Genomic DNA, 26,844 nt, shown 5'->3' with positions numbered 1-26,844 from the left:
GGACCGCCTTCACCACCTCGGCCTTCAATTCCGGCGAATACCTTCTCTGTCTCCTGGCCATAAAAACTCCTCCGGATCCTCCACCAGCCTACTTGGAAGACATGTCCGGAAACCTCGGAGCACCTCACTTCCCATCCTTGACAAACCCTGCTTCCCGCGAACACTCAAAGATCGGGGCGGGGGAGGGCCCACGCTGGGCCGAGGGCGCCTTGCGCCCGGTTCCCGTGGTGGTGAGCCGAAAGATCAAAAGACCCAAAACCAAAAGCAAAAGATCAAAAGATGCCTCGCCGGCGGGCTGGCTCCGGGATGAGGGGGCCCAGGGGATCTCACCTTTTCGAGGTGGTTGAGTTGGGTGGTCATCCCGTCGCCTGCGGTTTTCGAATATCACTTTTCCTCAGAGCCGCAAGCATTGTGTTCTCGGCCGCAAGCCTGGCAAAAAGGTTGCGGCCCTGACGAAAAGTGATCGTTCCTGTGACAGGCGACGGGATGACCACCCAACTCGCCCCATGGGCTTTCGCCCCGTGGCCTTACGCCCCTTGCGCCTCCCTGAGAACCTCCTCGAGCCGAAGCTCACCCTCCCGGCTCTGTACGCCAGCCGCAAGAAGCTTGTGGGCCAGTGCGGCGACGTCCTCGACGGAGAGTCTGCTGACGAAGCTGCTTTCGAGGGCGAGGTCGCGTTTGGTGTAGTCGGCGGCGTCGACGGCTGTCTTGACGATGCCGATGATGGTCGGGCCCACGGAGGCGATGCGGCGTGCCAGGGTGGTGACGAAGTCGTCGAGTTCGTCTGCTGGTAGGGCGCGATTGATGAGGCCGTAGCGCTCGGCGAGTTCGGCGTCGACGAGTTCGCCGCCGAGGATGAGTTCGAGGGCGCGGGAGCGGCCGATGAGGGAGGGCATGTACTGCGTCCCGCCGCCGGCGGGGTAGATGCCCATCAGGGTTTCCGGTTGTGCCTGCCCGGATTTGCCGATCGCCGCGAAACGCATGTCCAGTGCCATCAGGAACTCGTTGCCGCCGCCTCGGGCGAGGCCGGCGAGCTTGCCGATGGTGACCTGCGGCAGCGAGCGGATCTCCTCGTTCACGGCTTGGACCGCGTTGGTGCCGGGTGGCACGTCGCCGCCGGCGTCGATCGGTGCCTGGCCGGTGAGGAAGTGCATGTCGCCGTGGGCGATGAAGAACTCCGGGTCGGCGCTCTGGAAGACGATCACCTGGACCGTGTCGTCGTGGCGTACCTCGGCGGCGAAGCGACGCAGGTCAGGGATCAGTTTTCCGTCGAGCAGGTTGAGTGGCGGGCTGTCGATCGTGACGGTCGCGACGCCCTGCTGGATGTCGACACCGATGGCCGACAGGTTCTCGTAAGTCATACGAGTATGCTAAATTCTCACGTCCATGTGAGTTTCAAGTCTCTGTGGCGACGAACACGCGGAGGACCGGATGCGCATCGGGGATCTGGCGGCACGGGCCGGAGTGAGCATCCGCTCGCTGCGCTACTACGAGGAGCAGGGGCTGCTGACCAGCGCCCGCAGCTCAGGCGGTCATCGCCGCTACACCGAGGATGACGTCGACCGGATCAACTACCTGCAGCGGCTCTACGCGGCGGGTTTGTCGAGCCGGACGATCCTCAGCGTGCTGCCCTGCCTGACGTCGCCGAGCGCCGCCACCTCTGATCAGGCGTTCGCTCATCTCGTCGAGGAGCGCGACAAGCTCATCGACCACATTTCCGGGCTGAGTCGTACCCTCGAGTCCCTCAACGAGTTGATCGACATGAACCGGGCGCGCCGGGCCGCCAACCGCGAGGAGAAGGACCCAAGTGACCGACCCGAAAGCGTTGCTGGACTGGGTGACCGAGCAGCGCGAGGACATGCTGGCCGATCTGCGAACGTACGTCGAGCTGGAATCTCCCAGCAGTGACAAGGAATCCCTGAACGCCACATTGGCGTGGCTGGACTCCTGGCTCGAAGAGCGGCTCGGCGAGGCGGAGCGGATCCGCCGGGTCGACGGCGGCGGGCGAGGCGACATCGAGGTGCGGGACTATCCCGGCCACGGCGACAAGCCGGTCCTGGTGCTGTGTCACTACGACACGGTCTGGCCGCTTGGCACGCTCGCCGAAATCCCGTTCCGGATCGAGGGTGATCGCGGTACCGGGCCGGGGATCTTCGACATGAAATCCGGTCTGGTGCACGCGGTGTGGGCCCTGAAAGCGCTTTCCGCCGCGGGCCTGGAGCGGCCGCCGATCCGGTTGCTGCTCAACGGGGACGAGGAGACGGGCAGCCTGTCCTCGCGCCCGGTGATCGAGGAGGTGGCGGCGGACGCGGCCGCGGCGCTGGTGTTCGAGGCGAGCGCCGACGGTGCGATCAAGACCGCCCGCAAGGGGGTCGGCATCTTCCGCGTCGACGCCACGGGGGTCGAGGCACACGCGGGCCTGGACCCGGCGAAAGGCTGCAGCGCCATCGACGAGATCGCCCGCGTTGTGCTCCACCTGCACGGATTGACCGATCCGGGCAAGGGCACCACGGTCAACGTCGGCGTGCTCGACGGCGGCACCCGGACCAACGTCACCGCCGGCAAGGCCGGCGCGCAGCTGGATGTCCGGGTCGCGAGCCAGGGCGAGGCCGACCGGATCGACCGCGCGCTGGCCGCTCTGCGCCCGCACGACGCGCGCGCCACCCTTACCGTGTCCGGTGCCTGGAACCGGCCGGTGATGGAGCGCAGCGAAACGACGTTCGGGCTCTACGAACGCGCCCGCACGCTCGCCGCCGAGATCGGCCTGGATCTGCGCGAATGCTCGGTCGGTGGGGCGAGTGACGGCAACTTCGTTGCCGCACTGGGCCTTCCGGTGCTCGACGGGTTCGGTGCGGTCGGCGACGGCGCGCACGCGCGGCACGAGCACATCAGCGTCCAGGGCATGCTGGAACGCACCGCCCTCGCCGCCGCCGTGCTGCACGCGCTCAGCTGAAACGCGGCCTGGGACAATGGCGCCCATGACCTTCGTGTACGCCATCCCCCTGCACAACCGGTTCCGCGGCATCACCGTCCGGGAAGGCATGCTGCTGCGGGGGCCGGCGGGCTGGGGCGAGTTCTGCCCGTTCGGGGACTACTCGGACGCGGAGAGCGCGCCGTGGCTGGCCTCGGCGGTCGAGGCCAGTGAGGCCGGCTGGCCCGAGCCGGTGCGGGACCGGATCGAGGTCAACACGACGGTGCCGGTCGTCTCCCCGTCGCGCGCACACGAGCTGGTGGCGGCCTCGGGCTGCCGGACCGCGAAGGTGAAGGTCGCCGACCCCCGTTCGTCCCTTGTGGACGATTGCGACCGGGTCGCCGCCGTCCGCGCCGCCCTGGGCCCCGGCGGCGCGATCCGGATCGATGCGAACATGGCCTGGGATGTCGAGACCGCGGTGAAGTCCATCCGCAAACTCGACCGCGCCGCAGGGGGTTTGGAGTACGTCGAGCAGCCCTGTCCGTCCATTGAGGACTTGGCAGCCGTTCGGCGTCAGGTCGAAGTGCGGATCGCGGCGGATGAGTCGATCCGGCGGGCCGAGGATCCGTTGAAGGTGGCCGTGGCCGGGGCCGCGGATATCGCCGTGATCAAAGTGGCGCCCCTCGGCGGGGTGCGGCGGGCTCTCGAAGTGGCCGAGGCCTGCGGACTCCCCTGCGTGGTCTCGTCCGCGGTGGAGACCAGTGTCGGCCTGGCCGCGGGCCTTGCCCTGGCAGGAGCCCTGCCGTCACTGGACTTCGCCTGCGGGCTGGGCACTCGTTCTCTCCTCACCGGGGATGTGACCAGCAGCGAACTGTCCCCAGTGGACGGTCACCTCCCGGTCCTGCGAACAGCACCGGAACCGGACCTGGTCGAGACGGTGACCGCGCCCCCGGAGGTGGCGGCACACTGGCGGGCGCGGCTGGAGCGCGTGCGCGAGATCTAGCTACGCCACGGCTTCGTCGGCGTCCTCCGACTTCGCGCTCGTCCGCACCGGCAAGGTGTCGAAAGCCGCCGGCGGCTCGCGCCACGGGTCGGCCGGCGTACCCGACTTCGCAGCCTGGATCGCCCGCCACACTCGCTGCGGTGTCGCGGGGATGTCGATGTGCCGGATGCCCAGGTGCCGCACCGCGTCGATCACCGCGTTCTGCACCGCGGGCGTGGAGCCGACCGTGGCGGACTCGCCGATTCCCTTGGCACCCAACGGGTTCCGCGGCGACGGAGTCTCCGTGTTGGACACCTCCAAGTCGGGCACATCGGCAGCCGAAGGCAGCAGGTAATCGGCGAACGAGGCGGTCACGGGGTTGCCGTCCTCATCGAAGGAGACCTGCTCCCACAACGCCTGCGAGATCCCCTGCACCGCGCCACCATGCTGCTGACCCCGCACCAGCAGTGGGTTCAGCACCCGCCCACAGTCGTCAACAGCGATGTGCCGCAACGGTTTCACATAACCGGTTTCGGTATCGACCTCGACGACGGAAACATGCGCACCGAACGGGAAAGTCGCGCCGTCGGGCTTGAAGTCCGCCGACTCCACCAACGGCCGGTCCTCTTCCCCGGCGGCGGCAGCCAGCTCCGCCCAGGTCATCGTCGCCGTCGGAACACCTTGCACGCCAACGGTTCCGTCCTCGGTCAGCACGATGTCCTCGACCGCGGCCTCCAGTTTGGACGCGGCCAGCTCCTTGGCCCGCCGCAGCACGAGGTCCGCCGCAGTGCGCACCGCGCTGCCACCGAGTTGCAACGACCGCGAGCCACCCGTACCAGAACCCCGCGGCACCAACGCGGTGTCCGACTGGACGAAGGTCACCCGCTCCATCGGGATGCCCAGCGCGTCCGCGAGCAGCATCGAAAACGCGGTCGGGTGCCCCTGGCCATGCCCCGAAGTGCCGACCTTGATCGTCGCGCCACCGTCGTCGCCGATCTCGACCGAGGCGAACTCCCCGCCGCCACCACCGGTGATCTCCACATACGCGGACATCCCGATACCCAGCAACACCGTCTCGCCCGCCTCGATCCGCCGCGCCTGCTCGGCCCGCAGGTCTTCGTACCCGGCGATCCGCAGCGCCTCCCGCAACGGCAGGTCGTAGTCACCGGTGTCGTAGCTCGCGCCGGTCAGCGTCGTGAACGGGAACTGTTCAGGCTTCAGGAAGTTCCGCCGCCGCAGCTCGGCCGGATCGACGTCCAGCTCGGCCGCGGCCAGGTCCATCATCCGCTCCAGCATGGCCGCCGCCTCCGGCCGGCCCGCGCCGCGGAAAGCGCCCATCGGCGTGGTGTTCGTCAGCGCGGCGATCCCCGCGTAGCTGACCTTCGGGATGTCGTAGACGCCCTGCACCATGGTGCGCGTCGGGCCGAGCGCGAGGTTGCCGCCGAACCCGGCATAGGCACCCGTGTCACCGATGACCCGGCACCGCAGCCCGACGATCGTGCCGTCCGAGCGCAGGCCCAGCTCGGCGAACTGCACCTGACCCCGGCCGTGCGGCATCGCCTGCATGTTCTCCGAACGGGTCTCGGTCCACCGCACCGCCCGCCCGAGCCGCCGCGACGCCTCGACGACGACCGCGTGCTCGGCGACGATCCCGGCCTTGCCACCGAAGCCGCCACCGACATGCGGGGTCACCACGTGGATCCGCTCGGGCTCCCAGCCGAACACCGTCGCCACGGCGGTCCGGAAACCGTGCGGCATCTGGGTCGAGACGTAGATGGTGGCGTCGTAGTCGCCGTCGCCGGGCAGGGCCGCGATCGCGTTGCCCTCCATCGGCGCGACCGCGAGGCGCTGGTTCTCGATCCGGGCCCGCACCACGACGTCCGCCCCGGCGAGCACGTCGTCATCGGCGTCCCGCACGCCGACCGCGATGTTCGAGCCGAGCTCGGGAAACTGTGCCGGCGCACCGGGTTCGAGCGCCTCCTCGGGGTCGATCGCGGCGGGCAGCGGCTCGTAGTCGACGTCCACCAGCTCCAGCGCGTCCGCCGCGGCGACCGCCGACTCGGCCACGACCGCGACCACCGGCTCACCCACGAACCGCACCCGGTCCGACGCCAGCGGGTACCGCGCGCACCGCGGGTTGACTTCGATGAACACCGGCAGCGACGGCAACCCCAGATCTTCGGCCGTGTAGACGGCCACGACGCCGGGGGCCTTGCCGGCCTCGGTGGTGTCGATCGCGGTGATCAGCGCGTGCGCGAACGGCGAGCGGACGAACGCCACGTGCAGCGCACCGTCGAACCGGAGATTGCCCACGTAACTGCCCTGGCCGCGCAGCAGCTCGGGATCTTCGACACGGCGAACCTCGGTACCCAGCAGTGAACCCGGCATACGACGACTCTATAGCGGACTTCGCTCCCTGCCCACGTGAACCAGCTCCAGCTAGGGGTTGCGAAACCCGGGTCGGCTCAGGGCCGTTCCCTGATGTTCACGGGCCCCGCGCGGCCGAGCATTGATGTCATGACGAACAACGTGGACACAGCCAAGAAACTCCGTCGCAGCAGCAGCGACCGCATGATCTCCGGGGTGTGCGGTGGCTGGGCCGAGTACCTGGGCGCCGACGCCTCGATCGTGCGGATCGCGCTCGTCGCCGCCACGATCTTCACCGGCGGCGCGGCCGCACTCGTGTACGCCGCCTGCTGGTTCATCACCCCGGAAGACACCGCCGAGTAAACCGAAAAGGGGCTCCGGTGCCGAAACACCGAAGCCCCTTCCCGAACAACCGGACTATCAGAAGTCCATGCCGCCCATGCCACCGGTCGGGTCGCCGGCCGGAGCGGCCGGGGCCTTCTCCGGCTTGTCGGCGACGACGGCCTCGGTGGTGAGGAAGAGCGCCGCGATCGAAGCGGCGTTCTGCAGCGCCGAACGGGTGACCTTCGTCGGGTCCGGCACGCCGGCCGCGAGCAGGTCCTCGTACACACCGGTCGCGGCGTTGAGGCCGTGGCCCGCGGGCAGGTTCCGCACCTTCTCCACGACGACGCCGCCCTCGAGGCCGGCGTTGATCGCGATCTGCTTGAGCGGAGCCTCGACCGCCACCTTGACGATGTTGGCACCGGTCGCCTCGTCGCCCGTGAGCTTGAGGCCCTCGAACGCAAGCTGAGCTGCCTGCAGCAGGGCGACGCCACCACCGGCGACGATGCCCTCCTCGACGGCGGCCTTGGCGTTGCGCACCGCGTCCTCGATGCGGTGCTTACGCTCCTTGAGCTCGACCTCGGTCGCGGCACCGGCCTTGATGACGGCCACGCCGCCGGCCAGCTTCGCGAGCCGCTCCTGCAGCTTCTCGCGGTCGTAGTCGGAGTCCGAGTTCTCGATCTCCGCACGGATCTGGTTGACCCGGCCCTGGATCTGGTCGGCGTCGCCGGCACCCTCGACGATGGTCGTCTCGTCCTTGGTGATGACGGCCTTGCGGGCGCGGCCCAGCAGGGTGATGTCGGCGTTCTCCAGCTTGAGGCCCACGTCCTCGCTGATCACCTGGCCACCGGTCAGGATCGCGATGTCCTGCAGGATGGCCTTGCGGCGGTCACCGAAGCCCGGCGCCTTGACGGCGACGGACTTGAAGGTGCCGCGGATCTTGTTGACGACCAGCGTGGCCAGGGCCTCGCCCTCGACGTCCTCGGCGATGATCAGCAGCGGCTTGCCCGACTGCATGACCTTCTCCAGCACCGGGAGCAGGTCCTTGACGTTGGCGATCTTCGAGCCGAACAGGAGGATGTACGGGTCCTCCATGACGGCTTCCTGACGCTCGGCGTCGGTGACGAAGTAGCCCGAGATGTAGCCCTTGTCGAAGCGCATGCCTTCGGTGAGCTCGAGCTCGAGGCCGAAGGTGTTCGACTCCTCGACGGTGACGACGCCTTCCTTGCCGACCTTGTCGAGCGCCTCGGCGATCAGCTCGCCGATGGTGCGGTCCGCGGCCGAGATCGAGGCGGTGGCAGCGATCTGCTCCTTGGTCTCGACCTCCTTGGCGGCCTTGTGCAGCTGCTCGACGACGGCCTCGACGGCCGTCTCGATGCCGCGCTTGAGGCTGATCGGGTCGGCGCCGGCGGCGACGTTGCGCAGGCCCTGCTGCACGAGCGCTTGGGCGAGCACGGTGGCGGTGGTGGTGCCGTCACCCGCGACGTCGTCGGTCTTCTTGGCAACTTCCTTGACGAGCTCGGCCCCGATCTTCTCCCACGGGTCCTCGAGCTCGATCTCCTTGGCGATGGAGACGCCGTCATTGGTGATGGTCGGCGCGCCCCACTTCTTTTCGAGCACGACGTTGCGGCCCCGGGGGCCGAGCGTCACCTTGACGGCTTCGGCGAGGGTGTTGAGGCCGCGCTCGAGACCGCGGCGGGCGTCCTCGTCGAACGCGATCAATTTGGCCATTGCGGTGTTGTCCTCCGGTATTGGGCGCTGCGTGGCCAGTCTGGTTCGTCTGCCAGCAGCAGGACACGTCCTTCGGCCAGGCTCGGTGCCCGCGACGGACGACCCTCCCCGGGTTGCACCCCGGTTCCGGCCTCACCGTCCCGACCTTTCAGGCGAGCGGTCGGCGACCACCCGTCTGGCACTCGACGGTGCCGAGTGCCAATCCCGTGTTTAGCACTCTCGCCCCCAGAGTGCAAGAAGTGGCGGTTGGCGGTCAGGACGACGGGCGGATGGGAATGCTCGCCGGCGGCGGGTTGTTGCCGGGCGAACCGGGGCCGGCGCCGCCACTGGGGCCGACCGGAATATCGGGCGAGGTCGTCTGCGGTGTGCCACCACCGCCGCCACTGCTGAGCAGGATCGCGGCGACCACCCCGCCGGCCACGACGATGGCGCCGAGCAGCAGCCAGAGCCACAGCAGGCTCTGCTTCTTCTTCGGCGGCTGGTGATACCCCTGCGGCGGGCCGAAGCCGGGCTGCGGATAGCCGGGCTGCGGGGCGCCGAACGGCGGGCTGTTGTACCCGGACTGGTACCCGGAAGGCTGGTAGCCGAACTGCTGCGGTGGGCGTTGCTGCGGCGGCGCCCAGGCCGGCTGCTGATGCCAGCCGGCCTGGTGCGGACCCCCTTGCTGCGGCGCGGGCTGCTGGGGATACGCCGTCTGCTGCGTCGGCTGGGATTCGAGGCTCCACGGCTGCGAGTCCGGGCCCCGCTGCTGAGGGCCCTGCTGTCCGGGCGACTGCATCCGCGCCACCTCCGTACGGCCATCCGTCGTGGCAGCCTCGAGCGTCTTGCGCGCGCTCGCGATGAGCTGCACGCAGTTGTCGTACCGGTCGGCCGGGTTCTTGGCCATACCCTTGCGCACGACGTCGTCGATCGCCGTCGGCACCGAGACCACCCGGGAAACCGCGGGCGGCTCCCCGGCCAGATGCCCCTTGATCACGGCGGGCACGTCGCCCTTGAACGGCGGGCCGCCGGTGAGGCACGCGTAGAGCACACAGGCGAGCGCGTACTGGTCGGTCCGGCCGTCGAGCGGTTCGCCACGCAGATGCTCGGGCGCGGCATAAGTCGGCGACCCCAGGAAATCGCCGCCGCGCGTCCGATGTCCTGTCGCACCACGACGCGTGAGCCCGAAGTCCGCGACATAGACGTGTTCGCGCGCCGACTCGCGACTGGTGACCAGCACGTTCGCCGGTTTCACGTCGAGATGCACCAGGCCACGGCTGTGCAGGCTGTCCAGGGCGTCGGCGACCTGGTCCAGCAGACCCAGCGCGCGCTCGGGCGGCATCGGGCCCGCCGAAATCAGGCTGGCCAGATCCGCCCCGTCCACCAGGCGCATCGCGATGTAGTGCATGCCGTCGATCTCGCCGAAGTCGTACAGCGGAACGACATTGGCGTGATCGATGGCCGAGGTGTTCCGGGCCTCGTCGACGAAACGCTCGCGAAACTCAGCGTCCGCACCGAGGTGCTCACCGATCACCTTCAAGGCGACCTTCCGCCCGAGCCGGACGTCGGTGGCCTTGTACATGACACTCATGCCGCCCTTGCCGAGCACTCCGTCAATACGGTAGTTACCCAGCCGGCGACCGGTGAGGTCCCCCGACACATCGCCTGTCACACAGCGCAGCCTAGCCGTTGCCCCTAGGACAGCTTGCGGACGTCCGCTGCCTGACTACGGCCGTCTCGACCGGCCTGGATCTCGAACTCGACCTTGTCTCCCTCGTCGAGAGTGCGGAATCCGTCAGACTGAATCGCCGAGTAATGCACGAATACGTCTGGGCCGTCGGGCGAAGCGATGAACCCGTAGCCTTTTTCGGAATTGAACCACTTGACCGTGCCGACTGCCACGGCGTCCTCCTTGCGACCAAAGAACACTGGGAGACCGCGCCGAACCGGAGTCCCGAGATGCGATCACGCTACCGGATTAATGGCCCCGGGCAATGGTCAATTCACTGAGATTTTCGTGCCTGAACCAGGATCGTGCCCGGTCCGGCGAAGTCAAGCGCGAGTCCTTCGCCCGTCCGGATGGACTGCGGGCCCGACGGATCGAGCGCGCGCAGCCGGCACTGGACGGTGTCCGGGTAGGCCAGCAGGTACGGCGGGCGCACCGTGACGAGCTCGCCCGGCTCGATCTTGAACGCGTCGACCGGGCCCGCGCACGCGAGCACGAGCGGCCCGGTTCCGCTGTAGTGCTCCAGAAAACCGCCGTCCCCGCCGAAAAGCGCCTGCAGCGCCTGCCAACCCGCGTCGACGCGAACCGTGGACGGCCGCGCGAGGAACGCGGCCTTCGCGACGCTCCAGCCGGTGCGGCCGTCGAGTTCGAGCGGATAGACGTCGCCGGGACCGGGGGGTGCGAGATCCACCCAGCCGCCGTCCTTCGGCGCGGTGAACACCGACGGCACGCCCTTGCCGTGGGTGCGCAGGCCGCCGCGCGACTGCTGCACCTCGGTCACCCCGAAGCTGCTGGCGAGCATGGTGTCGGGCACGGCCTGCACCCCTTCGCCGGGCGCGAGGGTCACCCGCGCGACCCCGAAGGCCGGCGTGTGCCGCGTGTGGACCTGCACCGATACCTCCCCCAACGGCTCACCGGACCGGGGTGAGTGTCGCATGCGGCGCCGCCGGGGCAGGATGGTCATCGTGGTTTCCGTCGACGAATACCGTGCCCAGATCGTCTCCCTGCTGGGCACCGCGCCCCCGGTGAGCCTGCCGCTGGCCGACTGCGCCGGGCTGGTGCTGGCCGGGGACGTGCTGGCCGGGGTCTCGCTGCCGCCGTTCGACAACTCCGCGATGGACGGCTACGCCGTGCGCGCGGCGGATGTCGCCGGGGCCAGTGCGGACAATCCGGTCGAGTTGCCGGTCGGTGAAGACATCCCGGCCGGCCGCGTCGATGTGCCCGCACTGCCGGCCGGCACCGCCCACCGGATCATGACCGGCGCGCCGATGCCGCCCGGCGCGGACAGCGTCGTGATGGTGGAGCGCACCGACGGCGGGACGGAGCGCGTCCGCATCCACGAGGCGCCGGAGCCCGACGCGCATGTCCGGCACGTCGGCGAGGACGTCGCCAAGGGTTCGGTCGCCCTGACGCGGGGCACGGTGCTCGGGCCGGCGCAGCTCGGTCTCGCCGCCGCGGTCGGGCTGGACCGGCTGACCGTCCGGAAACCGTTGCGCGTACTGGTCGTCTCGACCGGCTCCGAACTGGTGGTGCCGCCGCACGAGCTGAAGCACGGGCAGATCTACGAGTCCAACAGCATCACGCTCGCGTCCGCCATCCGCGCGCTCGGCTGCGAGGCCGAGGTCTCGATGAGCATCGACGACGTCGGGATGTTCCGCTGGGGCATCGAGCCGCGGCTCGGCGAGTTCGACCTGGTCGTCACGTCGGGCGGGGTCAGCGCGGGCGCCTACGAGGTGGTCAAGGACGCCCTCGACGGGCTCGGCGTCACGTTCCAGAAGGTCGCGATGCAGCCCGGCGGGCCGCAGGGCAACGGCCGCTGGAACGGCATCCCGGTGGTCACGCTGCCGGGCAACCCGGTGAGCGTGCTGGTGTCGTTCGAGGTCTTCCTGCGCCCGGCGCTGCTGAGCGCGCTCGGCCACACCCAGGTCGACCGGCATCGCGTGCGGGCGACGCTGACCGAGGGGCTGCGCTCACCGGCGGGCCGGCGGCAGTTCCGCCGCGGGTACTACTGGCAGCGCGACGGCCAGGTGACCGGCGAGGTCGGCCCGCGCGGCGGCCCCGGTTCGCACCTGCTCGCCGCGTTCACCCAGGCCAACTGCCTGATCGTGCTGCCGGAGGACGTCACCGACGCGCCGCAGGGCACCGAAGTCGACGTCCTGCTGTTTTAAGCTGATCACCATGGGGTTCTTCGCGTGGGTCGTGTTCGGGGCGCTGGCCGGGTGGGCGGCGAACCTCGTCGTCGGCGGGCGTGACCGGCAACGGCAGGGCTGCCTGGTCAGCGTGCTCGTCGGGGTGGTCGGCGCGGCGCTCGGCGGACTGCTCTACCGGCTGGTGACCGGCCACGAGAAGACGTTCGACTTCGACTTCCCCAGCTTCGGCGTCGCCGTGCTCGGCGCCGTCGTGCTGCTCGGCCTGATGCGGCTGGTGCTGGTCCTCACTCGGCGGCGTCCGCGGCGGTGATGTTCCGGGCCGCGCGCTCGCGGGCGGCGCACACGATCGCGACGGCGGTCGGCAGGTCGACCAGGTTCGGCATGGGCGCGCTGCTGATGTCCCTCCGCCATTGTTCGAACAGCTCCTCTAGCCATCCCTCGGATGAGATGCCGGGCGCTGACATGACGGGGTCCTCTCTGCTGTTACTACGTTCTGCATCGGGCGGCACAACTTTGCGTTAACAGATGTGCCCCGCCCGGGTTCCCCCACACAGCGTGCCCGGGCGACGCCGGTAGCGTGGTTACCCAGATCGGCGAACCACCACGCCGGTCGAGGCCCGGTCGATATCAACCGGTTACCTTTGACCAACCCTCGGGAACGTGATGAGCCGTACATCGCCGGAGCAGGCGAGCAACCCGGTTGCCCATGCCCTGCAACTGGCCCGCGAGACCCTTCCTCCGATGCACCCGGCCGGCCGGCCGTTCGTCGCCGGCGGCCTCGCCGCCACCCTGCTGCTGCGCAGACTGTGGAAGCCGCTCGGCACCATCGCCGGGCTGGCCACGCTCGCCACCGCCGCGTTCTTCCGCGAGCCGCGCCGCGTGCCACCGGAACGCGACGGCCTCGCGCTGGCCGCGGCCGACGGTGTCGTGTCGCTGATCGAGGAGGCCACACCGCCGCCCGAGCTGGGCCTGCCGGCCGAGCCGCGGATGCGGGTGAGCATCTTCCTGTCCATCTTCGACGTGCACGTGCAGCGCGCGCCCGCGACCGGCGTCGTCGAGCGGGTCGCCTACCGGCCCGGCAAGTTCCTGTCCGCGGACCTCGACAAGGCCAGCGAGGACAACGAACGCAACGCCGTGCTGCTGCGCACGGCCGACGGTCACGAACTCGTTGTGGTCCAGATCGCGGGACTGATTGCCCGCCGCATCTTGTGCGAGACCGCGGAAGGCGACAAGATCTCGGCCGGTCAGACCTACGGCCTGATCCGCTTCGGCTCACGCGTGGATCTCTACCTCCCCGCGGGTAGCCGGGTACTGGTCAGCAAAGGCCAGCGCACGATCGGCGGCGAAACCCCGCTCGCCGAGCTCCCCCAGGGGAAGGACTAGAGCATGGTCCGAGTGGTGACCCCGACCGTGCGGCTGCTGCCGAACGCGATCACCGTGCTCGCGCTGTGCGCCGGCCTGTCGGCGGTGCAGTTCGCACTGAGCCACGAGTACGTACTGGCGATCGGCGCGATCGGCGTGGCCGCGGTACTGGACAGCCTCGACGGCCGGATCGCGCGCCTGCTCGACGCGACGTCGAAGATGGGCGCCGAGCTGGACTCGCTGTCCGACGCGATCTCCTTCGGTGTCGCGCCCGCACTCGTGCTGTTCATCTGGCACACCGACACGCAGCGCATCAGCTGGGTCGCGTCGCTGGTCTTCGCGGTGTGCATCGTGCTGCGGCTCGCCCGCTTCAACACCCTGCTCGATGTCGAGAAACCGCCGTACGCCAACGAGTTCTTCACGGGTGTACCGGCGCCGGCCGGCGGCCTGCTGGTGCTGCTGCCGCTGATCCTGACCCTGCAGTACGGCGACGGCTGGTGGTCGTCGCTGCCGGTGGTCTGGGCGTGGACGGTGGCGATCGCGGCGCTGCTGATCAGCCGGATCCCGACGCTGTCGCTCAAGACCGTGAAGGCCCCGGCGCGGGCGGTCGCACCGTTGCTGGTCGGGGTCGGCCTGCTGGCCGCGGCGGTCATCCAGTACCCACTGGTCGCGCTGATCGTCGCGCTGCTGCTGTACCTCGTGCACATTCCCTACGCGGCGCGCCGGTACCACTGGCTGGCCAACCACCCGGAGGCGTGGAACGTGCCGTTGCGGGAGCGGCGGGCGATCCGCCGGGCACGCAGTACGCGGCGTTTGCGGTTACGGCGCCCGAAGCTCGCCGGTGCCGGGCGGCTCTCGGTCCGGTTGCCGCGCCCCAGCCCCGGGCACATCGTGCGGGTCCGCACGTTCCCGCCGGACAGCGAGCAGCGCAACCGCCGGCGCAGCTGGCGGCGGATCGGCCTCCGCCAGCGCGGCGACAACTAGCTTGACGCGGACCGGCGTTCGACCCGTCGCCGGTCCGCGGCGTGCGCTTCCCGGAGCGCGGACAGGGCGCGCGGGCTGGTGCGCGGTCCGGGGTTCACGATCGCGACCCACCCGTAGGGTCCGTAGAGCGGGTGCGGCAGAAATACGTCGACCGCGCTGAAGTCGACGGCCGCCGAGTCGATCCGATCGGGCGCGTAACCGATCAGCTCGGCGAACAACGCGGAGCCGGCGTGGATGTTCAAGCGCCACCGGTCCGGCGCGTCCAGTCGCGAGGCGGCGTCGCCGGGGTAGTTCTTCGTGACGATCGTGGCGTAGGGCTGCCGGTTCCGGGGAACCGTGCCGCCGGGTGCGTAGTAGAAGAAGTGGTCGCCCCAGCCCACCTCCGGGAAGTCGCTGCCCGGCTGCGGCGCGATCTCCAGCACACCGGGGAAACCTCTCAACTCCACGAGAATCTCGTTCATGCTCATGGTTCAAGTCTGACCTTGAAGTGCTTATGGAGGCTTCGGCCGTGGAAGAGACGCCGAGCGAGTACACGACGGCCGGCTTGGCGGCCGCGGTCGGCTACTCCGTCCAACAGGTCCGCGACCTCGAACGCGTCGGCGCCATCCCGCCGGCCGTACGGCAGGCCAACGGGTATCGCCGCTTCGGCCCCGACCACTTCATCGCCCTGCGCGCCTACCGCGATCTCGCCAGCGCCGTCGGCCCGGTCGAGGCGCGCAACGCCCTGCGAGAGGCGCGGACCCTGCCCTACGACCAGGCAGTCGCGCGGATCGTCGCACTCCACGTAGGACTGTCACGCTCGCGTGAGGACACCCTGGCCGCCCTGAGAGCGCTCGACGCCATCGTCAGTGAGAGCGCAGGCGAGGCAACGCCGACACCCGCAGACGCGATGACCATCACCGAGCTGGCCGCGGCCATCGGCGTGCGCTCCTCCACGCTCCGCTTCTGGGAACAAGAGGGACTGATCACCCCTGACCGCGTCACCAGTCTCAACGTCCGGCGCTATCCCCTCGCCGCGATCCGGGAAGCACGCATCATCGCTGCCCTCCGCGCCGGCGGCTACCGCATCCCCGCGCTCCGGGCCGTCATGAACTCCCTGCGCGAGTTCCAAGACCTCGACAACGCACGCGACACCCTTCGGGCCCGGCTCCAGGAAATCGCCACCCGATCCCACGCCCTGCTCCGCGCCGGCGCCGACATCGCCAACCTCGTCGACAAGGCGGGGCCGTGCTGCACCCCCAGGTAGCAGCACGGCCCCGCCTTGAGTACGCGATCAAGCCGCGGTGAGTTGCTCATGGCTCGCGGGTGTTTCAGCCCGATAGCCGAGCCGCCCGCGGGTGGCGATGATCAGCACGACCGCCACCGCGGCGAACGCGATGAGCACGATGTGCGGGGCGTACCGCCCGTTCGCCGCCGGGAAGATGCTCAGCCAGGCCACCGACATGAAGTTGTTGACGCTGGTGTGCAGGATCATCGCGACCGGGAGGCTTTCCCTGGTCCGGTTGAACACCCAGGTCATCACCACGCTGATCATGGTGGCCGCGACGACGAATTCGACGACCTGCAGCGGCTGGACGTCCGGGCCGCCCCATTCGGTCAGGAACAGCGGCAGGTGCCACAGGCCCCACAGCACACCCAGGATCAGCGTGCCGCGCAACGGACCGAACCGCGGCTGCATGCGGGGCAGGGCAAAATCCCGCCAGCCGGGCTCCTCGGCGAGACCGGTGGTGAGCATCTGGAAGACGAGACCGATGACGTACACCCCGAACACGGTGACCGCCGGCAGGTGCGGTCCGCCGGAAAACGGGAGGCTGGTCAGGGTGAGCGCGAGCGGGACGCCGAGCAGCACCCCCACATACCACCGCCAGCTGACCCGCCATTTCAGGAACCGGCCCAGCCACCGCCGCAGGCCCGGCCGCCCGTCGGCCAGCGCCGTGACCAGGAACGCCGACAGGATCGGTCCGAGGTAGGCGCCCGGCAGCACGCCCAGCAACTGGGTGGAGCCCATGATCACGGGAAACCGGATCGGCGCCAGACCGAGCCCGTTTTCCGAGAGTACGTAAGGAGTCCAGGCCAGCCAGCTCAGGGCGAAGGCCAGGGTGAAGAAGCTCGCCAGGGGATGGCGGGCGACGAGAGAGCGCACAGCACTGTCCTTTCCGGACGGTTGGTTGGCGGATTTCACCGGCGGCGGCGGTAGTTCACGACCAGTGCGGCGATCCACAGCAGCGAGCGAGTGGTGTGGACCTTGGCGGGAACGTTGTTCGTCATGCCGGAAACGCTACGAAGACGGGGCCGCGCGAACGATCCCGTCAGCGAGACACCTCGTGGTACAGCAGGCTGTACCCGGTATGGTTCCGGCGCCTGAGGAGGTGCCCATGCCATCGGCCGACGCGCAGGCGCGTCCCTGGGTCGCCCGCGCTCGCGCGGCGCTGGACGCGCTGGAGCACATCGTCAACGGGCTCGGGACCTCGGTGCTGGCGCTGGTCACGCTGGTTCTGTTGATACCCGTGACGGCGCTGTGCCTGATCGGTGTCGGCCTGCCGCTGGCGCCCCTCCTGGTGCGGATGGTCCATACCGTCGCGGACCGCGAGCGGGCGCGCCTCACCCGCTGGGGCCCGGACGTGATCAGCCCCGGCCCGCCACCCGCCCGGCTCGCGGACGCGCTGCGGCACCGCGGCACCCAGCGGGAGATCGCCTGGGTGGCGCTGCACGCGATCGCCGGGTTCGCGCTCGGCGCGCTGGGCCTGACGATCGCCCTGGACACCGTGCGGGACGGTCTTTTCCCGCTGTACTGGTATCTGCTGCCCGATGGCGAGGCGGTGCCGTCGCTGGGGCTGTGGGTGGTGCACGACGTGCCGGGCGCGTTCGCGGTCGCGCTGCTGGGTGTCGGCTGGGTGTTCGTGTCGGTCGCGCTCCTGCCTGGGATGGCGCGGCTGCAGGCGCTACCCGGACGCCGTTTGCTGCAACCGGGTCCGGACACCGACCTCGCGCTGCGGATCGCGCACCTCACCGCGACCAGGGCGGCCGCGCTCGACGCGCACACCACCGAGCTGCGGCGGATCGAGCGGTCGCTGCACGACGGCACGCAGAACCGGCTCGTCGGGGTGAACGTGCTGCTGGGCGCGGCTCGCCGGGCGCTGACCCGCGATGTGGCCGAAGCGGACGCGATCCTCGGCCGTGCCCAGGACGCCGCGGAGTCCGCGCTGGCGGATCTGCGGGCGGTCGTGCGGAGCATCCTGCCGCCGGTGCTGGCGGAGGGCAGTTTGGTCGGCGCGCTCACCACGCTCGCCGCCAACTGCCCGGTGGAGACGCGGATCGACGCCGATCTGCCCGGGCGGTACGCGTCGTCGGTGGAGGCGTCGGTGTACTTCATCGTGGCCGAAGGGCTCACCAACATCGCCAAGCACAGCGGCGCGGAGCATGCCTTGGTGACCCTGGCCCGCCGCGAGGATCTGCTCCGCGTCGAGATCGCCGACGACGGCCGCGGGGGTGCGGCCGAGCACGGCGGCACCGGGCTCGGCGGCATCCGGCGCCGGGTCGAGGCACACGACGGAACCTTCACGCTGGCCAGCCCGGCCGGCGGACCGACCACACTGATGGTGAGCCTGCCGTGCGGATTGTGATCGCCGAGGACGACCCATTGCTCCGCGAAGGCGTCGCGCTGCTGCTGCGCGCGGAGGGACTCGACGTCGTCGCCACCACGGACAACCCGGACGACTTCCTGCTCGCCGTCGACGAGCACAAGCCGGACGTCGCCATCGTCGACGTCCGGATGCCGCCGACCCACACCGGCGAAGGGATCGTCGCGGCGGTCGACGCGCGCCGGCGCCGGCCCGACCTCGCGGTGCTGGTGCTGTCCGCCTACGTCGAGCAGGCGTTCGCCACGGACCTGCTCGCCAGTGGCAGCAGCCGGCTCGGGTACCTGCTGAAGGAGCGCGTCGGGCGGGTCACGGAGTTCCTGGACGCGCTGCGGCGGGTCGCCGGCGGGGGTACCGCGATCGACCCGGAGGTGGTCGCCCAGCTGCTGTCGCGGACCCGGTCGGACGACCGGCTGGACCGGCTGAGCCCGCGCGAGCGCGACGTGCTGGCCCTGATGGCGGAGGGACTCGGCAACGGCGCGATCGCCGAGCGGCTCGTCGTCACCGACGGCGCCGTGCACAAGCACATCCGCAACATCTTCGCCAAGCTCGACCTCGCGCCCGACGACAGCGCCGACCGCCGTGTCACCGCCGTGCTGCGCTACCTGGAAAACGGCCGCGCGACGCCGGGTCGCGCCTAGAGTGGGGCCGTGAGCGATCCGCAGATCACTTTGACCGTGCGGCACACGCCGTCCGCGCTCGACACGCGCCGCGGGGTGGTGCGGCTGCACCCGGAGGTGCTCGACGCGCTCGGCCTGCGCGCCTGGGACGCGGTGCACCTGACCGGTGCCCGCCGCAGTGCCGCGCTCGCCGCGCCGGCCGACGCGGGCAACCCGCCCGGCACCGTGCTCGCCGACGACGTGACGATGTCCAATCTCGGTGTCACCGAAGGAACCGAGATCGTGGTCGCGCCCGCCGAGGTGTCGGCCGCGCGGACGGTCACGGTCGCCGGGTCGCGGCTGGCCAGCGTCTCGGTCTCCGAGCACACGCTGCGGCTCGCGCTGATCGGCAAGGTCATCACGGTCGGCGACGCGGTTTCGTTGCTGCCACAGGATCTCGCGCCGCCGCCGGGGGCGGATGTCGCGTCGGTGCGCGGGCAGCTGTCGCGCACGATCGGCGCCACCTGGACCACCGAGCTGCTGACCGTCACCGCGACCGAACCGGTGGGCGTCGTGGCGGTCGGGCAGTCCACGGTCGTCGGCTGGCGCAATGGCGCGACCACACCGGCCGCGGCCGCGGCTCCGGCGACGACCACGGTGCAGACCGCCCCGCCGGCCCCGATGTTCGAGGAGGGCGGCGAAGCGGTGCCGGTGGCCGATCTGGTGGGCGCGCAGGCACAGGCGCGCACGCTCGCCGAGTGGTTCGATCTCGCGTTCCACCGGCCCGAACTCCTGACCCGCCTCGGCACCTCGGCGCGGCTGGGCGTGCTGCTGTCCGGCCCGGAAGGCGTCGGCAAGTCGACACTCGTGCGCTCGGTCGCGGCCGCGGAGAAGATCCGGGTGCTGAGCCTCGCCGCGCCCACCATCGCCGTGCTGGAGCCGAATGCGGCCGCGGCGGCGCTGCGCGACACCATCGCCCGGGCGACCACGGGCGAGCCCACGGTGCTGCTGCTCGCCGATGTCGACGCCTTGCTGCCCGCCGCCAACCAGCCCCCGCTCGCGACGATCGTGCTCGACGAGCTGCGGACGGCGCTGGGCAGGCCCGGCTTCGCGCTGATCGCGACCACCGCTCGTCCCGAGGACTGTGACGCGCGGCTGCGCGGCCCCGACCTGCTCGACCGCGAGCTGGCGATTCCCTTGCCGGACGCCAAAACCCGCACCGAACTGCTGCGGATCCTGCTTCGGGACGTGCCGGTCGAGCCCGGTCTGGACTGCGGTGGGCTGGCCGAGAAGACGCCCGCCTTCGTGGCCGCGGACCTCATCGCGCTTCGTCGCGACGCCGCCCTGCGCGCCGCGCTGCGTCAGCGTGACGCCGAGGAACCCCGGATCTCCCAACAGGATCTGTTCGACGCGCTCGCGACCGTCCGGCCGATCTCGATGTCCACTTCGGACACCCTGGCAACCGGCGGGATCTCCCTCGACGACGTCGGCGACATGCAAGAGGTGAAGCAGTCGCTGACCGAGGCGGTGCTGTGGCCGTTGCGCTACCCGGATTCCTTTGCCCGCCTGGGTGTCGCGCCACCGCGCGGGGTGCTGCTGTACGGGCCGCCGGGTGGCGGGAAGACGTTCCTGGTGCGGGCGCTGGCGGGTACCGGGGCGCTGAGCGTGTTCGCGGTCAAGGGTGCCGAGCTGCTCGACAAGTGGGTCGGCGAGTCCGAGCGCGCCGTCCGCGAACTGTTCCGCCGCGCCGCGGAAGCCGCGCCGGCGCTGGTGTTCCTGGACGAGATCGACGCGCTCGCCCCACGGCGCGGGCAGTCCAGCGACTCCGGCGTGTCGGACCGGGTCGTGGCCGCGCTGCTCACCGAACTGGACGGGGTGGAGCCGATGCGCGACGTCGTCGTGCTCGGGGCGACCAACCGGCCGGACCTGGTCGACCCGGCCCTGTTGCGGCCAGGACGGTTGGAGCGGCTCGTGTACGTGCCACCGCCGGACGCCGAGGCCCGCGCGGACATCCTGCGCGCGACGGCGAAGAACACCCCGCTGGCGTCCGATGTGGACCTCGACGTGCTGGCGTCCACTTTGGATGGCTACTCGGCCGCGGACTGCGCGGCGCTCATCCGCGAGGCGGCGCTGACCGCGATGCGCGAGTCCCTGGACGCGACCGAGGTGACGGCCGCGCACCTGACCACCGCCCGCTCGGTGGTCCGCCCGTCACTCGACCCGGTGCAACTGGCCACCCTGGCCGCCTACGCCGAACACCGAACGTAGAACTCGCCGTCCTGGCTGTCGGACTCGGCGTCGCGAGCGTCGGACACGCGCAAGCCACACACCCGCCCCGGCGAGTCCGACACTCACGACGGTGAGTCGTACGTTCGCGACGGTGAGTCCGACGCTCGCGACCCTCAGGAACCCTTGACGCGCAAGCCCTGGTAGTCGTTGGTGACGATGACGATCACGCCGGGGCTCGCGCTCTGGATGCCCTGGAAGCGGACGTCGGACTTCATGCCGAACGATGTCGCGATCGCCTTCGCCGCGGTCTCCTCGTCCGTTCCCGGGGTGTAGAACGCCGTCGTGGTCGGGATGATCCCGTACGGATAGTTCGACACCTCGGCGACGTTCCAGCCGTCGGCCCGCAGGTCGTCGGCGGCGCGCGCGGCGAGCCCGTGGATCGTGCTGTTGTTGTAGACCCGCACCGGCACCCACTTCGCCGCGGCCTGGTCGGCCGGGACCCCGCCGTTCGGTCCGGGCGTCGGCGCCCCCGCGGGAGCGGAAGACGGCGGCGCGGCGGACGTCGTCGCGGGCGGTGGGGTGGTCGCGCTGGGCGGCGCGGCCGACGGCGAAGTGGTCGGCGACGCGCTGCCGCCACCCGGGCCGGGCGACGGCGGTGCGGCGGACGTCGTCGGCTCGGCCGTGTTGGTGGGGCCACCGGACACGGCGGTCACGATGCCGACGATCGCGGCACCGGCGGCGATCACGAGCAGCACCGCACCGGCCAGGCGCATCGGCCGGGACAGGCCCTGGAAGAAGTTCATCGTCCCTCGATTCCCAGCCGCCGGGCCACCCGGCTGCGCGCGCGCGTGGTGCGCAGTTTGCGCAGTCGCTTCACCAGCATCGGATCCGCCCGCACTGCCTCGGGTTTCTCGAGCAACTGGTTGAGCAGCTGGTAGTACCGCGTCGGCGAGAGGCTGAACTGCTCGCGGATCCCCTCCTCCTTGGCCCCGGCGTAGCGCCACCACTGGCGCTCGAAGGCCAGGATCGCGACCTCGCGCTCCGACAGGCCGGCAGGGCGGGGCGGGGACGGCCGACCGCCGGCCATCGACTCCGCGGCGTCCATCAGACTCCTCAAATCACCGAAGAACACGGTTGTCATTCCGCCGCGTCATTCAACCACGGGCAGGGGGCCCCAGTGCGGGATCACGGCCCGGCGCGTCACGATGCGGCGGTAGGTACGATCGCCGATTGTGACGATTCACCCCATCTGCATCGCCGGTGATCCCGTGCTGCACCACCCGACGCGCGAGGTCGACAAGTTCGACGACGAGCTGCGCACGCTCGTCGACGACATGTTCGAGACCATGTACGCGGCCGAGGGGGTGGGGCTCGCGGCCAACCAGATCGGTCTCGACCTGCGGCTGTTCGTCTACGACTGTCCCGACGACGAAGGCGTCCGGCACAAGGGCGCCGTGGTGAACCCGAAGCTGGAGACGTCGGAGATCCCGGAGACCATGCCGGACCCGGACGACGACTGGGAAGGCTGCCTCTCCGCCCCCGGTGAGTCGTACCCGACGGGCCGCGCGAAGTGGGCGAAGGTGACCGGGTTCGACGTCGAGGGCACGCCGATCGAGGTGGAAGGCACCGGCTACTTCGCGCGCTGCCTGCAGCACGAGACCGACCACCTCGACGGGTACATCTACCTGGACCGCCTCATCGGCCGCTACGCGCGCGAGGCGAAACGGATGCTGAAGAAGAACAAGTGGGGCGTGCCTGGGCTCTCCTGGCTGCCCCCCAAGGAACCGAAGGACTGAATTCCGGCCGGACGCGCGGCTACTCGCAGGCCACGCCGTCCTTGTCGCGGTCCAGCGCGGGCCGGTAGCCGGGGTCTCCGATGTGGAGCGGCGCGGCGTGCGCCGCCTTGGCCTCGGTGCAGTTCGCGTAATACACGCCACTGTCCACATCGGGCTCCGTGGTGCGCTCCGCAGTGGACGGCCGCGCCTCCTCCGTCGTCACGCGGGTGGTGGGCTTCGGCTTCGTGGTGGTGGTCACCGGGACCGGGCTCGGCGGCGGGGGCGGCGGCGTGAACGCCGGGTGGTCGATGTCACCGTTGCAGGGTGGCGCCCACAGACCGAGAACTGCCGTGCGCGCCTTGGCCTCCGCCGCCTGCAGGGGTGCCACGCCGGCCCTCGCGTACCCGGCTCCGATGACCGCGCTCGCGTAGTCGGTGCCGTTCGCCAGCACGATGCCTCCGTCGGCGGCGAGGGTCAGCCGCTGGTTCGCCAGCAGAGTGGTCGCCCCGGCAATGGACTCCGGCGCGAAACAGGCCGTCGCCGCCAGGGGCGCCTTCACACCGGGCACCTGCACCGTCTTCCGCGCACCCTGGGCATCGCTGACCACGACCGTCGCCGCGTCGACGACGGTCACCACCGTGTACCCGTCGGCCGGCGGCTGGGTGGTCGTCGTGGTGGTGACCGGTGCCGGTGCTGCTGTGTTCGTGGGCGGTGATTTCGCACCGAAAACAGCGCCGAGCAAGAAAAGTACCGCCAGTGCGCCGAGTATGATCAAGAGCCAGCGTGGCGGGCGCCGGGAAACCGGCGCGACGGAAGTCATGCCGGTTTCCTCGCGCCGGATGGTCATTCCGTTACAGCGCTCATTGCGAGTACATAACGGGCCGTCACGCGACGCGTGAAAATTCCGATGATCCGGACGTGCCCGAAGTCATCGACGTACTCAGACTGTCCCGAACCGGCCGGTTCGACCCCCGTGGCCTGGAGTTCACCGCGATCGACTTCGAAACGTCGGCGCTGGCTCCCGGTCATATCGTGGAACTCGCCGCGGTCCGGACCACCGCCGACGGAATAGTGCTCGGCGAACTGTCCACAGTGGTCAATCCAGGTCCGGGTATTTCCCCGGGACCGGTTCACGTGCACGGGATCACCCGGGGAGAACTCGATTTCGCACCCACTCTCCCGGAGGCTTTCGCCTATCTTTCCGACTTTCTGCGCGACAGTGTGCTGGTCGCGCATAACCTCGACTTCGAGGCGCGGTTCCTGCGGCGGGAACTGGACCGCTACGGCATCGGTCTGGCCGGGCTGCCCGGGCTGTGCACGCTGACCACCGCGAAGGACACCTTGCGGCTGCCTAACTATCGCCTCGCCACGGTCGCGCGCTCGCTCGGCCTGGCGGACTTTCCGGCGCACACGGCGCTCGGTGACGCCCGCGCCTGCGCCCAGGTGGTCACGACGCTGATGAGCGCGCACGGCCTGCGTCTCACGGACCAGCCGCGGTTCGCCATGGTGCCGCAGTTCGCGAAGTCGCGGCCACTGGCGCCGCGCCGCGCGACGCTACCCGCGCGCGTCCCGGCGTGGACCGCTGAGCTGCCGGAGCGGATCCCCGCGGCCGCGGCCTCCTCGCTGGAAGAGGCGTATCTGGACCTGCTGGGGAATGCCTTGGCGGACCGGCACATTTCCGCCGACGAGGCGGCGGCCCTGACCCAGCTCGCCGCTGCGGCTGGACTCGCGGGCGAGGACCTGCGGCGAGTCCACACCGGATTCGTCGAGGGCATGCGTACGATCGCGGAGTCCGACGGGATCCTGACGGCGGAAGAGGTGGCCGACCTGAAAACGGTCGCGGCCGCGCTGGACGTCCCCGGCCTGGTCGCAGGCCTCCGCCCGACCAAGCACGCGGGCGGCCCGACGCGGGTACTCGTCCTGGGCGGCGAGGCGGATGCGGACGTCTTCCGCGCGGCGGTGCTCAGCAACGGCCTGCAGCTGGCGCAGCGGCTCACGGCGTCCGTGACGCATCTGGTCGCCTGCCCGGACGTCGCCGATTCGGAACCCCGACTCGGCCGCGCGGCGGAACTCGGCATCCCGGTACTGGACGTCGACACCGCACGGACCCACCTCCTGCCCGCGCCCGAACAACAGTCGGCGCCCGCCGCGCCACCCACGCCGGAAATCCACACGCCGCGACAGCCCCCGGCATTCACCCCGGCCACCCAGCAGTGGGCGCCTCCGCAGCCCACCATGGCGTTCGCACCCGCCGTCCCGCCGCAGACTCCCCCACAGCCGCCCGCGCAGGCCGGCGCCAGAACGCACCTCGCGCGCTTGGGCGGCTTGGCGATCACCGCCCTCGGCCTGATCCTCGCCTTCGCGGCCGCCGTCGCCGGGTTCGGTGGCAGCGCCTTCGGAACCGATCTCGTCCTCTTCCTCGTCGGCGCCGGGATCGCCCTGGGCGGCTGGTATCTCGGCGAGCGGTGGGCCCGAGTTCGCTCCTGGTGAACGAATCGCACGACCGGACATCGCGGGCGCACACTGGATTGCAGAAGTAACGCTGTAATCGAGGTGGTGGTTGTGGTGACGGACGCCGATGCCCTCGATGCCTATTCACGGACGGTGAGCACGGTCGCGGCGGAGATGACGCCGCATGTGGCGAGCCTGCGGCTGGCGCGCGGCGGTGGTTCGGGCGTCGTCTTCACCGACGACGGGTTCCTGATCACGAACGCGCACGTGGTCGGCCGGGATCGGACCGGGGTCGCGACGTTTTCCGATGGCACGGAAGCGGACTTCACGGTGGTGGGCGCGGACCCGCTGTCGGATCTCGCGGTGGTCCGGGTCCGGGAGGCGCCGCCCGCGGCGACCCTCGGGGACGCGGACAAGCTGGTCGTCGGGCAGCTGGTGGTCGCGGTCGGCAGCCCGCTCGGGCTCGCCGGGTCGGTGACGGCCGGGGTGGTCAGCGCGCTCGGGCGGTCACTGCCGGTGCGCACCGCGCGGGCGGGGCGCGTGATCGAGAACGTGATCCAGACCGATGCGGCGCTCAACCCCGGCAACTCGGGCGGCGCGCTCGCGGACTCCGGCGGGCGCGTCGTGGGCGTGAACACGGCGGTCGCCGGGATCGGGCTCGGGATGGCGGTGCCGATCAACGCGACGACCCGGCGCATCGTCGACACCCTGCTGGTCGAAGGCAAGGTTCGGCGCGCGTATCTCGGCGTGGTCGGCGTGCCGGCGCCGCTGCCGGACGAGGTCGCCGAGCACACCGGCCAGCGCGCGGGACTGCGCGTGGTCGAGGTGGTGCCCGGCGGACCGGCCGCGCGGGCCGGCCTGAGCGCGGGTGACCTGGTGCTGACCGTCGGTCGCGCGCGGGTTTCCGACGCGCAGGACATCCAGCGTCAGCTGTTCGGTGAGGTGATCGGCACCCGGCTGCCGATCACGGTGCTGCGCAACGGCGCGATGGTCGACGTCATCGCGGCGCCGACCGAGCTCGCCGGTTGACAACGCTCGGAAACGCGGGGCCGAGGGCCTGATGACAGCGAACAAGAGCCTCAAACGCCACGTCCGGGCGCGTATGCGTCGTACCGGGAAGTCGTATACCGCTGCTCTCAGCAACCTTCGGCGCGATCCGAGGAGACACCTGATGCAGTGGCAACGTGTCGAGAAACCCGATTTCGGTTACGCCGTCCGGATTCCGCGGGGCTGGGACGAGCGGCCGCCGAACCTGAAGAACAGCCCGTGGGAGACCGCCCGGTTCGGTGACGTGCCCGATCGCCGGCACAGCGTGATCGTCTTCCGGCAGCCGGTGAAACCGGACCGGGACGTGATGGAGCTGGCCGAGCTGGTCCAGCCGTCGCTGGCGCGATCGGGTTTCACCGATTTCGAGATCGCTTCGGCGACGATGGCGGGCCGCCCGGCGGCCCTCCTGCGGTGCGCGAAGCACGACGCCGGGCGCACCTGGGCGGTGCGGGAGTACCTGTCCGTGCGGGACGGTGTGTCGTTCTGCCTCGGCTGCGGCACGTCGGTTCCGGACGAGGACGAGGAGCTGTTCGCGAGCATGGCCGAGGGCTTCGAGCTGCTGTGATCCGGTGCGGGTCCCGGCCCTGCGCCG

General features: G+C 70.4%; 28 protein-coding genes. 16 read left to right on the top strand and 12 right to left on the bottom strand.

The features are described from left to right. Positions 1-527: 527 nt before the first annotated feature. On the bottom strand, positions 528-1,361 hold the full coding sequence (locus tag LOZ83_RS36735; RefSeq protein ID WP_236796477.1) for an enoyl-CoA hydratase/isomerase family protein: 834 nt from the start codon (positions 1,359-1,361) through the stop codon (positions 528-530). A gap of 70 nt (positions 1,362-1,431) precedes the next feature. Here LOZ83_RS36735 and LOZ83_RS36730 point away from each other — a divergent pair, with 70 nt between their 5' ends. Genes LOZ83_RS36730 through LOZ83_RS36720 form a run of 3 tightly spaced genes read left to right on the top strand, consistent with a single transcriptional unit; the run spans position 1,432 to position 3,914 of the window. After that, complete coding sequence (locus LOZ83_RS36730) at positions 1,432-1,908, top strand: MerR family transcriptional regulator (RefSeq protein WP_236796476.1); 477 nt, start codon at positions 1,432-1,434, stop codon at positions 1,906-1,908. Next, positions 1,808-2,953: a M20 family metallopeptidase gene (locus LOZ83_RS36725; RefSeq protein ID WP_308190385.1), complete on the top strand. Its 1,146-nt coding sequence runs from the start codon at positions 1,808-1,810 to the stop codon at positions 2,951-2,953. The genes LOZ83_RS36730 and LOZ83_RS36725 overlap by 101 nt, the downstream gene beginning before the upstream one ends. A gap of 25 nt (positions 2,954-2,978) precedes the next feature. Further along, positions 2,979-3,914, top strand: a complete 936-nt coding sequence (locus LOZ83_RS36720; protein ID WP_236796475.1) for an o-succinylbenzoate synthase — start codon at positions 2,979-2,981, stop codon at positions 3,912-3,914. On the opposite strand, the gene LOZ83_RS36715 is transcribed toward LOZ83_RS36720, so the two are convergent. Continuing rightward, positions 3,915-6,281, bottom strand: a complete 2,367-nt coding sequence (locus LOZ83_RS36715; protein ID WP_236796474.1) for a xanthine dehydrogenase family protein molybdopterin-binding subunit — start codon at positions 6,279-6,281, stop codon at positions 3,915-3,917. A gap of 129 nt (positions 6,282-6,410) precedes the next feature. On the opposite strand from LOZ83_RS36715, the gene LOZ83_RS36710 reads away from it, so the two are divergent. Beyond that, the gene (locus LOZ83_RS36710) at positions 6,411-6,623 is read left to right on the top strand and encodes a PspC domain-containing protein (RefSeq protein ID WP_236796473.1); all 213 of its coding nucleotides are present in this window, start codon (positions 6,411-6,413) and stop codon (positions 6,621-6,623) included. Between the two features lie 57 nt (positions 6,624-6,680). Here LOZ83_RS36710 and groL read toward each other — a convergent pair whose 3' ends face one another. From groL to LOZ83_RS36690, 4 genes are all read right to left on the bottom strand, one after another. Beyond that, positions 6,681-8,312, bottom strand: coding sequence for a chaperonin GroEL (groL, locus tag LOZ83_RS36705; protein ID WP_236796472.1), 1,632 nt, complete (start codon positions 8,310-8,312; stop codon positions 6,681-6,683). A gap of 253 nt (positions 8,313-8,565) precedes the next feature. Beyond that, positions 8,566-9,963 carry a serine/threonine-protein kinase gene (locus LOZ83_RS36700; protein WP_236796471.1) on the bottom strand — a complete coding sequence of 466 codons (1,398 nt, stop codon included), beginning with the start codon at positions 9,961-9,963 and terminating at the stop codon, positions 8,566-8,568. Between the two features lie 23 nt (positions 9,964-9,986). Then, positions 9,987-10,193 (bottom strand): cold-shock protein, encoded by a 207-nt coding sequence (locus tag LOZ83_RS36695; RefSeq protein ID WP_139095718.1) that lies wholly within the window; start codon positions 10,191-10,193, stop codon positions 9,987-9,989. 101 nt (positions 10,194-10,294) lie between these two features. Further along, the gene (locus tag LOZ83_RS36690; RefSeq protein ID WP_236796470.1) at positions 10,295-10,909 is read right to left on the bottom strand and encodes an AIM24 family protein; all 615 of its coding nucleotides are present in this window, start codon (positions 10,907-10,909) and stop codon (positions 10,295-10,297) included. A 73-nt stretch (positions 10,910-10,982) separates the two neighbouring features. Between LOZ83_RS36690 and glp the strand changes: the two genes are divergently transcribed. Then, positions 10,983-12,185, top strand: a complete 1,203-nt coding sequence (glp, locus tag LOZ83_RS36685; RefSeq protein ID WP_236796490.1) for a gephyrin-like molybdotransferase Glp — start codon at positions 10,983-10,985, stop codon at positions 12,183-12,185. Positions 12,186-12,195: 10 nt separating this feature from the next. Beyond that, positions 12,196-12,477 carry a GlsB/YeaQ/YmgE family stress response membrane protein gene (locus LOZ83_RS36680; RefSeq protein ID WP_236796469.1) on the top strand — a complete coding sequence of 94 codons (282 nt, stop codon included), beginning with the start codon at positions 12,196-12,198 and terminating at the stop codon, positions 12,475-12,477. Here LOZ83_RS36680 and LOZ83_RS36675 read toward each other — a convergent pair. Beyond that, a complete protein-coding gene (locus LOZ83_RS36675; protein ID WP_236796468.1) occupies positions 12,452-12,631 on the bottom strand; it encodes a hypothetical protein in 180 nt (59 codons plus the stop codon). The genes LOZ83_RS36680 and LOZ83_RS36675 overlap by 26 nt on opposite strands. 199 nt (positions 12,632-12,830) lie before the next feature. On the opposite strand from LOZ83_RS36675, the gene LOZ83_RS36670 reads away from it, so the two are divergent. After that, positions 12,831-13,550, top strand: a complete 720-nt coding sequence (locus tag LOZ83_RS36670; protein ID WP_236796467.1) for a phosphatidylserine decarboxylase — start codon at positions 12,831-12,833, stop codon at positions 13,548-13,550. A 3-nt stretch (positions 13,551-13,553) separates the two neighbouring features. After that, complete coding sequence (gene pssA / locus LOZ83_RS36665; protein WP_236796466.1) at positions 13,554-14,513, top strand: CDP-diacylglycerol--serine O-phosphatidyltransferase; 960 nt, start codon at positions 13,554-13,556, stop codon at positions 14,511-14,513. Here the strand turns inward: pssA and LOZ83_RS36660 are convergent. Next, positions 14,510-14,980, bottom strand: a complete 471-nt coding sequence (locus LOZ83_RS36660) for a DUF6194 family protein (RefSeq protein WP_236796465.1) — start codon at positions 14,978-14,980, stop codon at positions 14,510-14,512. The two genes, pssA and LOZ83_RS36660, sit on opposite strands and share 4 nt — an antisense overlap. A 41-nt stretch (positions 14,981-15,021) precedes the next feature. Between LOZ83_RS36660 and LOZ83_RS36655 the strand changes: the two genes are divergently transcribed. Next, positions 15,022-15,759, top strand: a complete 738-nt coding sequence (locus LOZ83_RS36655; protein ID WP_236796464.1) for a MerR family transcriptional regulator — start codon at positions 15,022-15,024, stop codon at positions 15,757-15,759. 27 nt (positions 15,760-15,786) lie between these two features. On the opposite strand, the gene LOZ83_RS36650 is transcribed toward LOZ83_RS36655, so the two are convergent. Next, positions 15,787-16,656, bottom strand: coding sequence for a CPBP family intramembrane glutamic endopeptidase (locus LOZ83_RS36650; protein WP_236796463.1), 870 nt, complete (start codon positions 16,654-16,656; stop codon positions 15,787-15,789). Between the two features lie 232 nt (positions 16,657-16,888). Between LOZ83_RS36650 and LOZ83_RS36645 the strand changes: the two genes are divergently transcribed. Genes LOZ83_RS36645 through LOZ83_RS36635 form a run of 3 tightly spaced genes read left to right on the top strand, consistent with a single transcriptional unit; the run spans position 16,889 to position 21,018 of the window. Further along, on the top strand, positions 16,889-18,136 hold the full coding sequence (locus LOZ83_RS36645) for a sensor histidine kinase (protein ID WP_236796462.1): 1,248 nt from the start codon (positions 16,889-16,891) through the stop codon (positions 18,134-18,136). Next, a complete protein-coding gene (locus LOZ83_RS36640; RefSeq protein ID WP_236796461.1) occupies positions 18,124-18,792 on the top strand; it encodes a response regulator transcription factor in 669 nt (222 codons plus the stop codon). Before LOZ83_RS36645 ends, LOZ83_RS36640 begins: the two co-directional genes overlap by 13 nt. 9 nt (positions 18,793-18,801) lie before the next feature. After that, a complete protein-coding gene (locus tag LOZ83_RS36635; RefSeq protein ID WP_236796460.1) occupies positions 18,802-21,018 on the top strand; it encodes an AAA family ATPase in 2,217 nt (738 codons plus the stop codon). Between the two features lie 134 nt (positions 21,019-21,152). Here LOZ83_RS36635 and LOZ83_RS36630 read toward each other — a convergent pair whose 3' ends face one another. Both LOZ83_RS36630 and LOZ83_RS36625 read right to left on the bottom strand, forming a co-directional pair. Further along, on the bottom strand, positions 21,153-21,782 hold the full coding sequence (locus tag LOZ83_RS36630) for a LytR C-terminal domain-containing protein (RefSeq protein WP_236796459.1): 630 nt from the start codon (positions 21,780-21,782) through the stop codon (positions 21,153-21,155). Continuing rightward, entirely contained in the window at positions 21,779-22,084 is a 306-nt protein-coding gene (locus tag LOZ83_RS36625; protein ID WP_236796489.1) for a DUF3263 domain-containing protein, read from the bottom strand. The genes LOZ83_RS36630 and LOZ83_RS36625 overlap by 4 nt, the downstream gene beginning before the upstream one ends. A gap of 127 nt (positions 22,085-22,211) precedes the next feature. Here LOZ83_RS36625 and LOZ83_RS36620 point away from each other — a divergent pair, with 127 nt between their 5' ends. Continuing rightward, positions 22,212-22,775: a peptide deformylase gene (locus LOZ83_RS36620; protein ID WP_236796458.1), complete on the top strand. Its 564-nt coding sequence runs from the start codon at positions 22,212-22,214 to the stop codon at positions 22,773-22,775. A 19-nt stretch (positions 22,776-22,794) separates the two neighbouring features. Here the strand turns inward: LOZ83_RS36620 and LOZ83_RS36615 are convergent, their stop codons facing one another. Continuing rightward, positions 22,795-23,574, bottom strand: coding sequence for an excalibur calcium-binding domain-containing protein (locus LOZ83_RS36615; RefSeq protein ID WP_236796457.1), 780 nt, complete (start codon positions 23,572-23,574; stop codon positions 22,795-22,797). A 98-nt stretch (positions 23,575-23,672) separates the two neighbouring features. Between LOZ83_RS36615 and LOZ83_RS36610 the strand changes: the two genes are divergently transcribed. The 3 genes from LOZ83_RS36610 (at position 23,673) to LOZ83_RS36600 (ending at position 26,817) form a co-directional block, all read left to right on the top strand. Further along, positions 23,673-25,244 carry an exonuclease domain-containing protein gene (locus LOZ83_RS36610; RefSeq protein WP_236796456.1) on the top strand — a complete coding sequence of 524 codons (1,572 nt, stop codon included), beginning with the start codon at positions 23,673-23,675 and terminating at the stop codon, positions 25,242-25,244. A 135-nt stretch (positions 25,245-25,379) separates the two neighbouring features. Next, the gene (locus tag LOZ83_RS36605; protein ID WP_236796488.1) at positions 25,380-26,234 is read left to right on the top strand and encodes a S1C family serine protease; all 855 of its coding nucleotides are present in this window, start codon (positions 25,380-25,382) and stop codon (positions 26,232-26,234) included. Positions 26,235-26,376: 142 nt separating this feature from the next. Then, positions 26,377-26,817 (top strand): hypothetical protein, encoded by a 441-nt coding sequence (locus LOZ83_RS36600; protein ID WP_236796455.1) that lies wholly within the window; start codon positions 26,377-26,379, stop codon positions 26,815-26,817. The last annotated feature ends 27 nt before the right edge of the window (positions 26,818-26,844 follow it).

This window comes from Amycolatopsis sp. GM8 (assembly GCF_021653975.1).
Classification (GTDB): domain Bacteria; phylum Actinomycetota; class Actinomycetes; order Mycobacteriales; family Pseudonocardiaceae; genus Amycolatopsis_E.
This window is presented reverse-complemented; position numbering and strand designations above follow the sequence as displayed.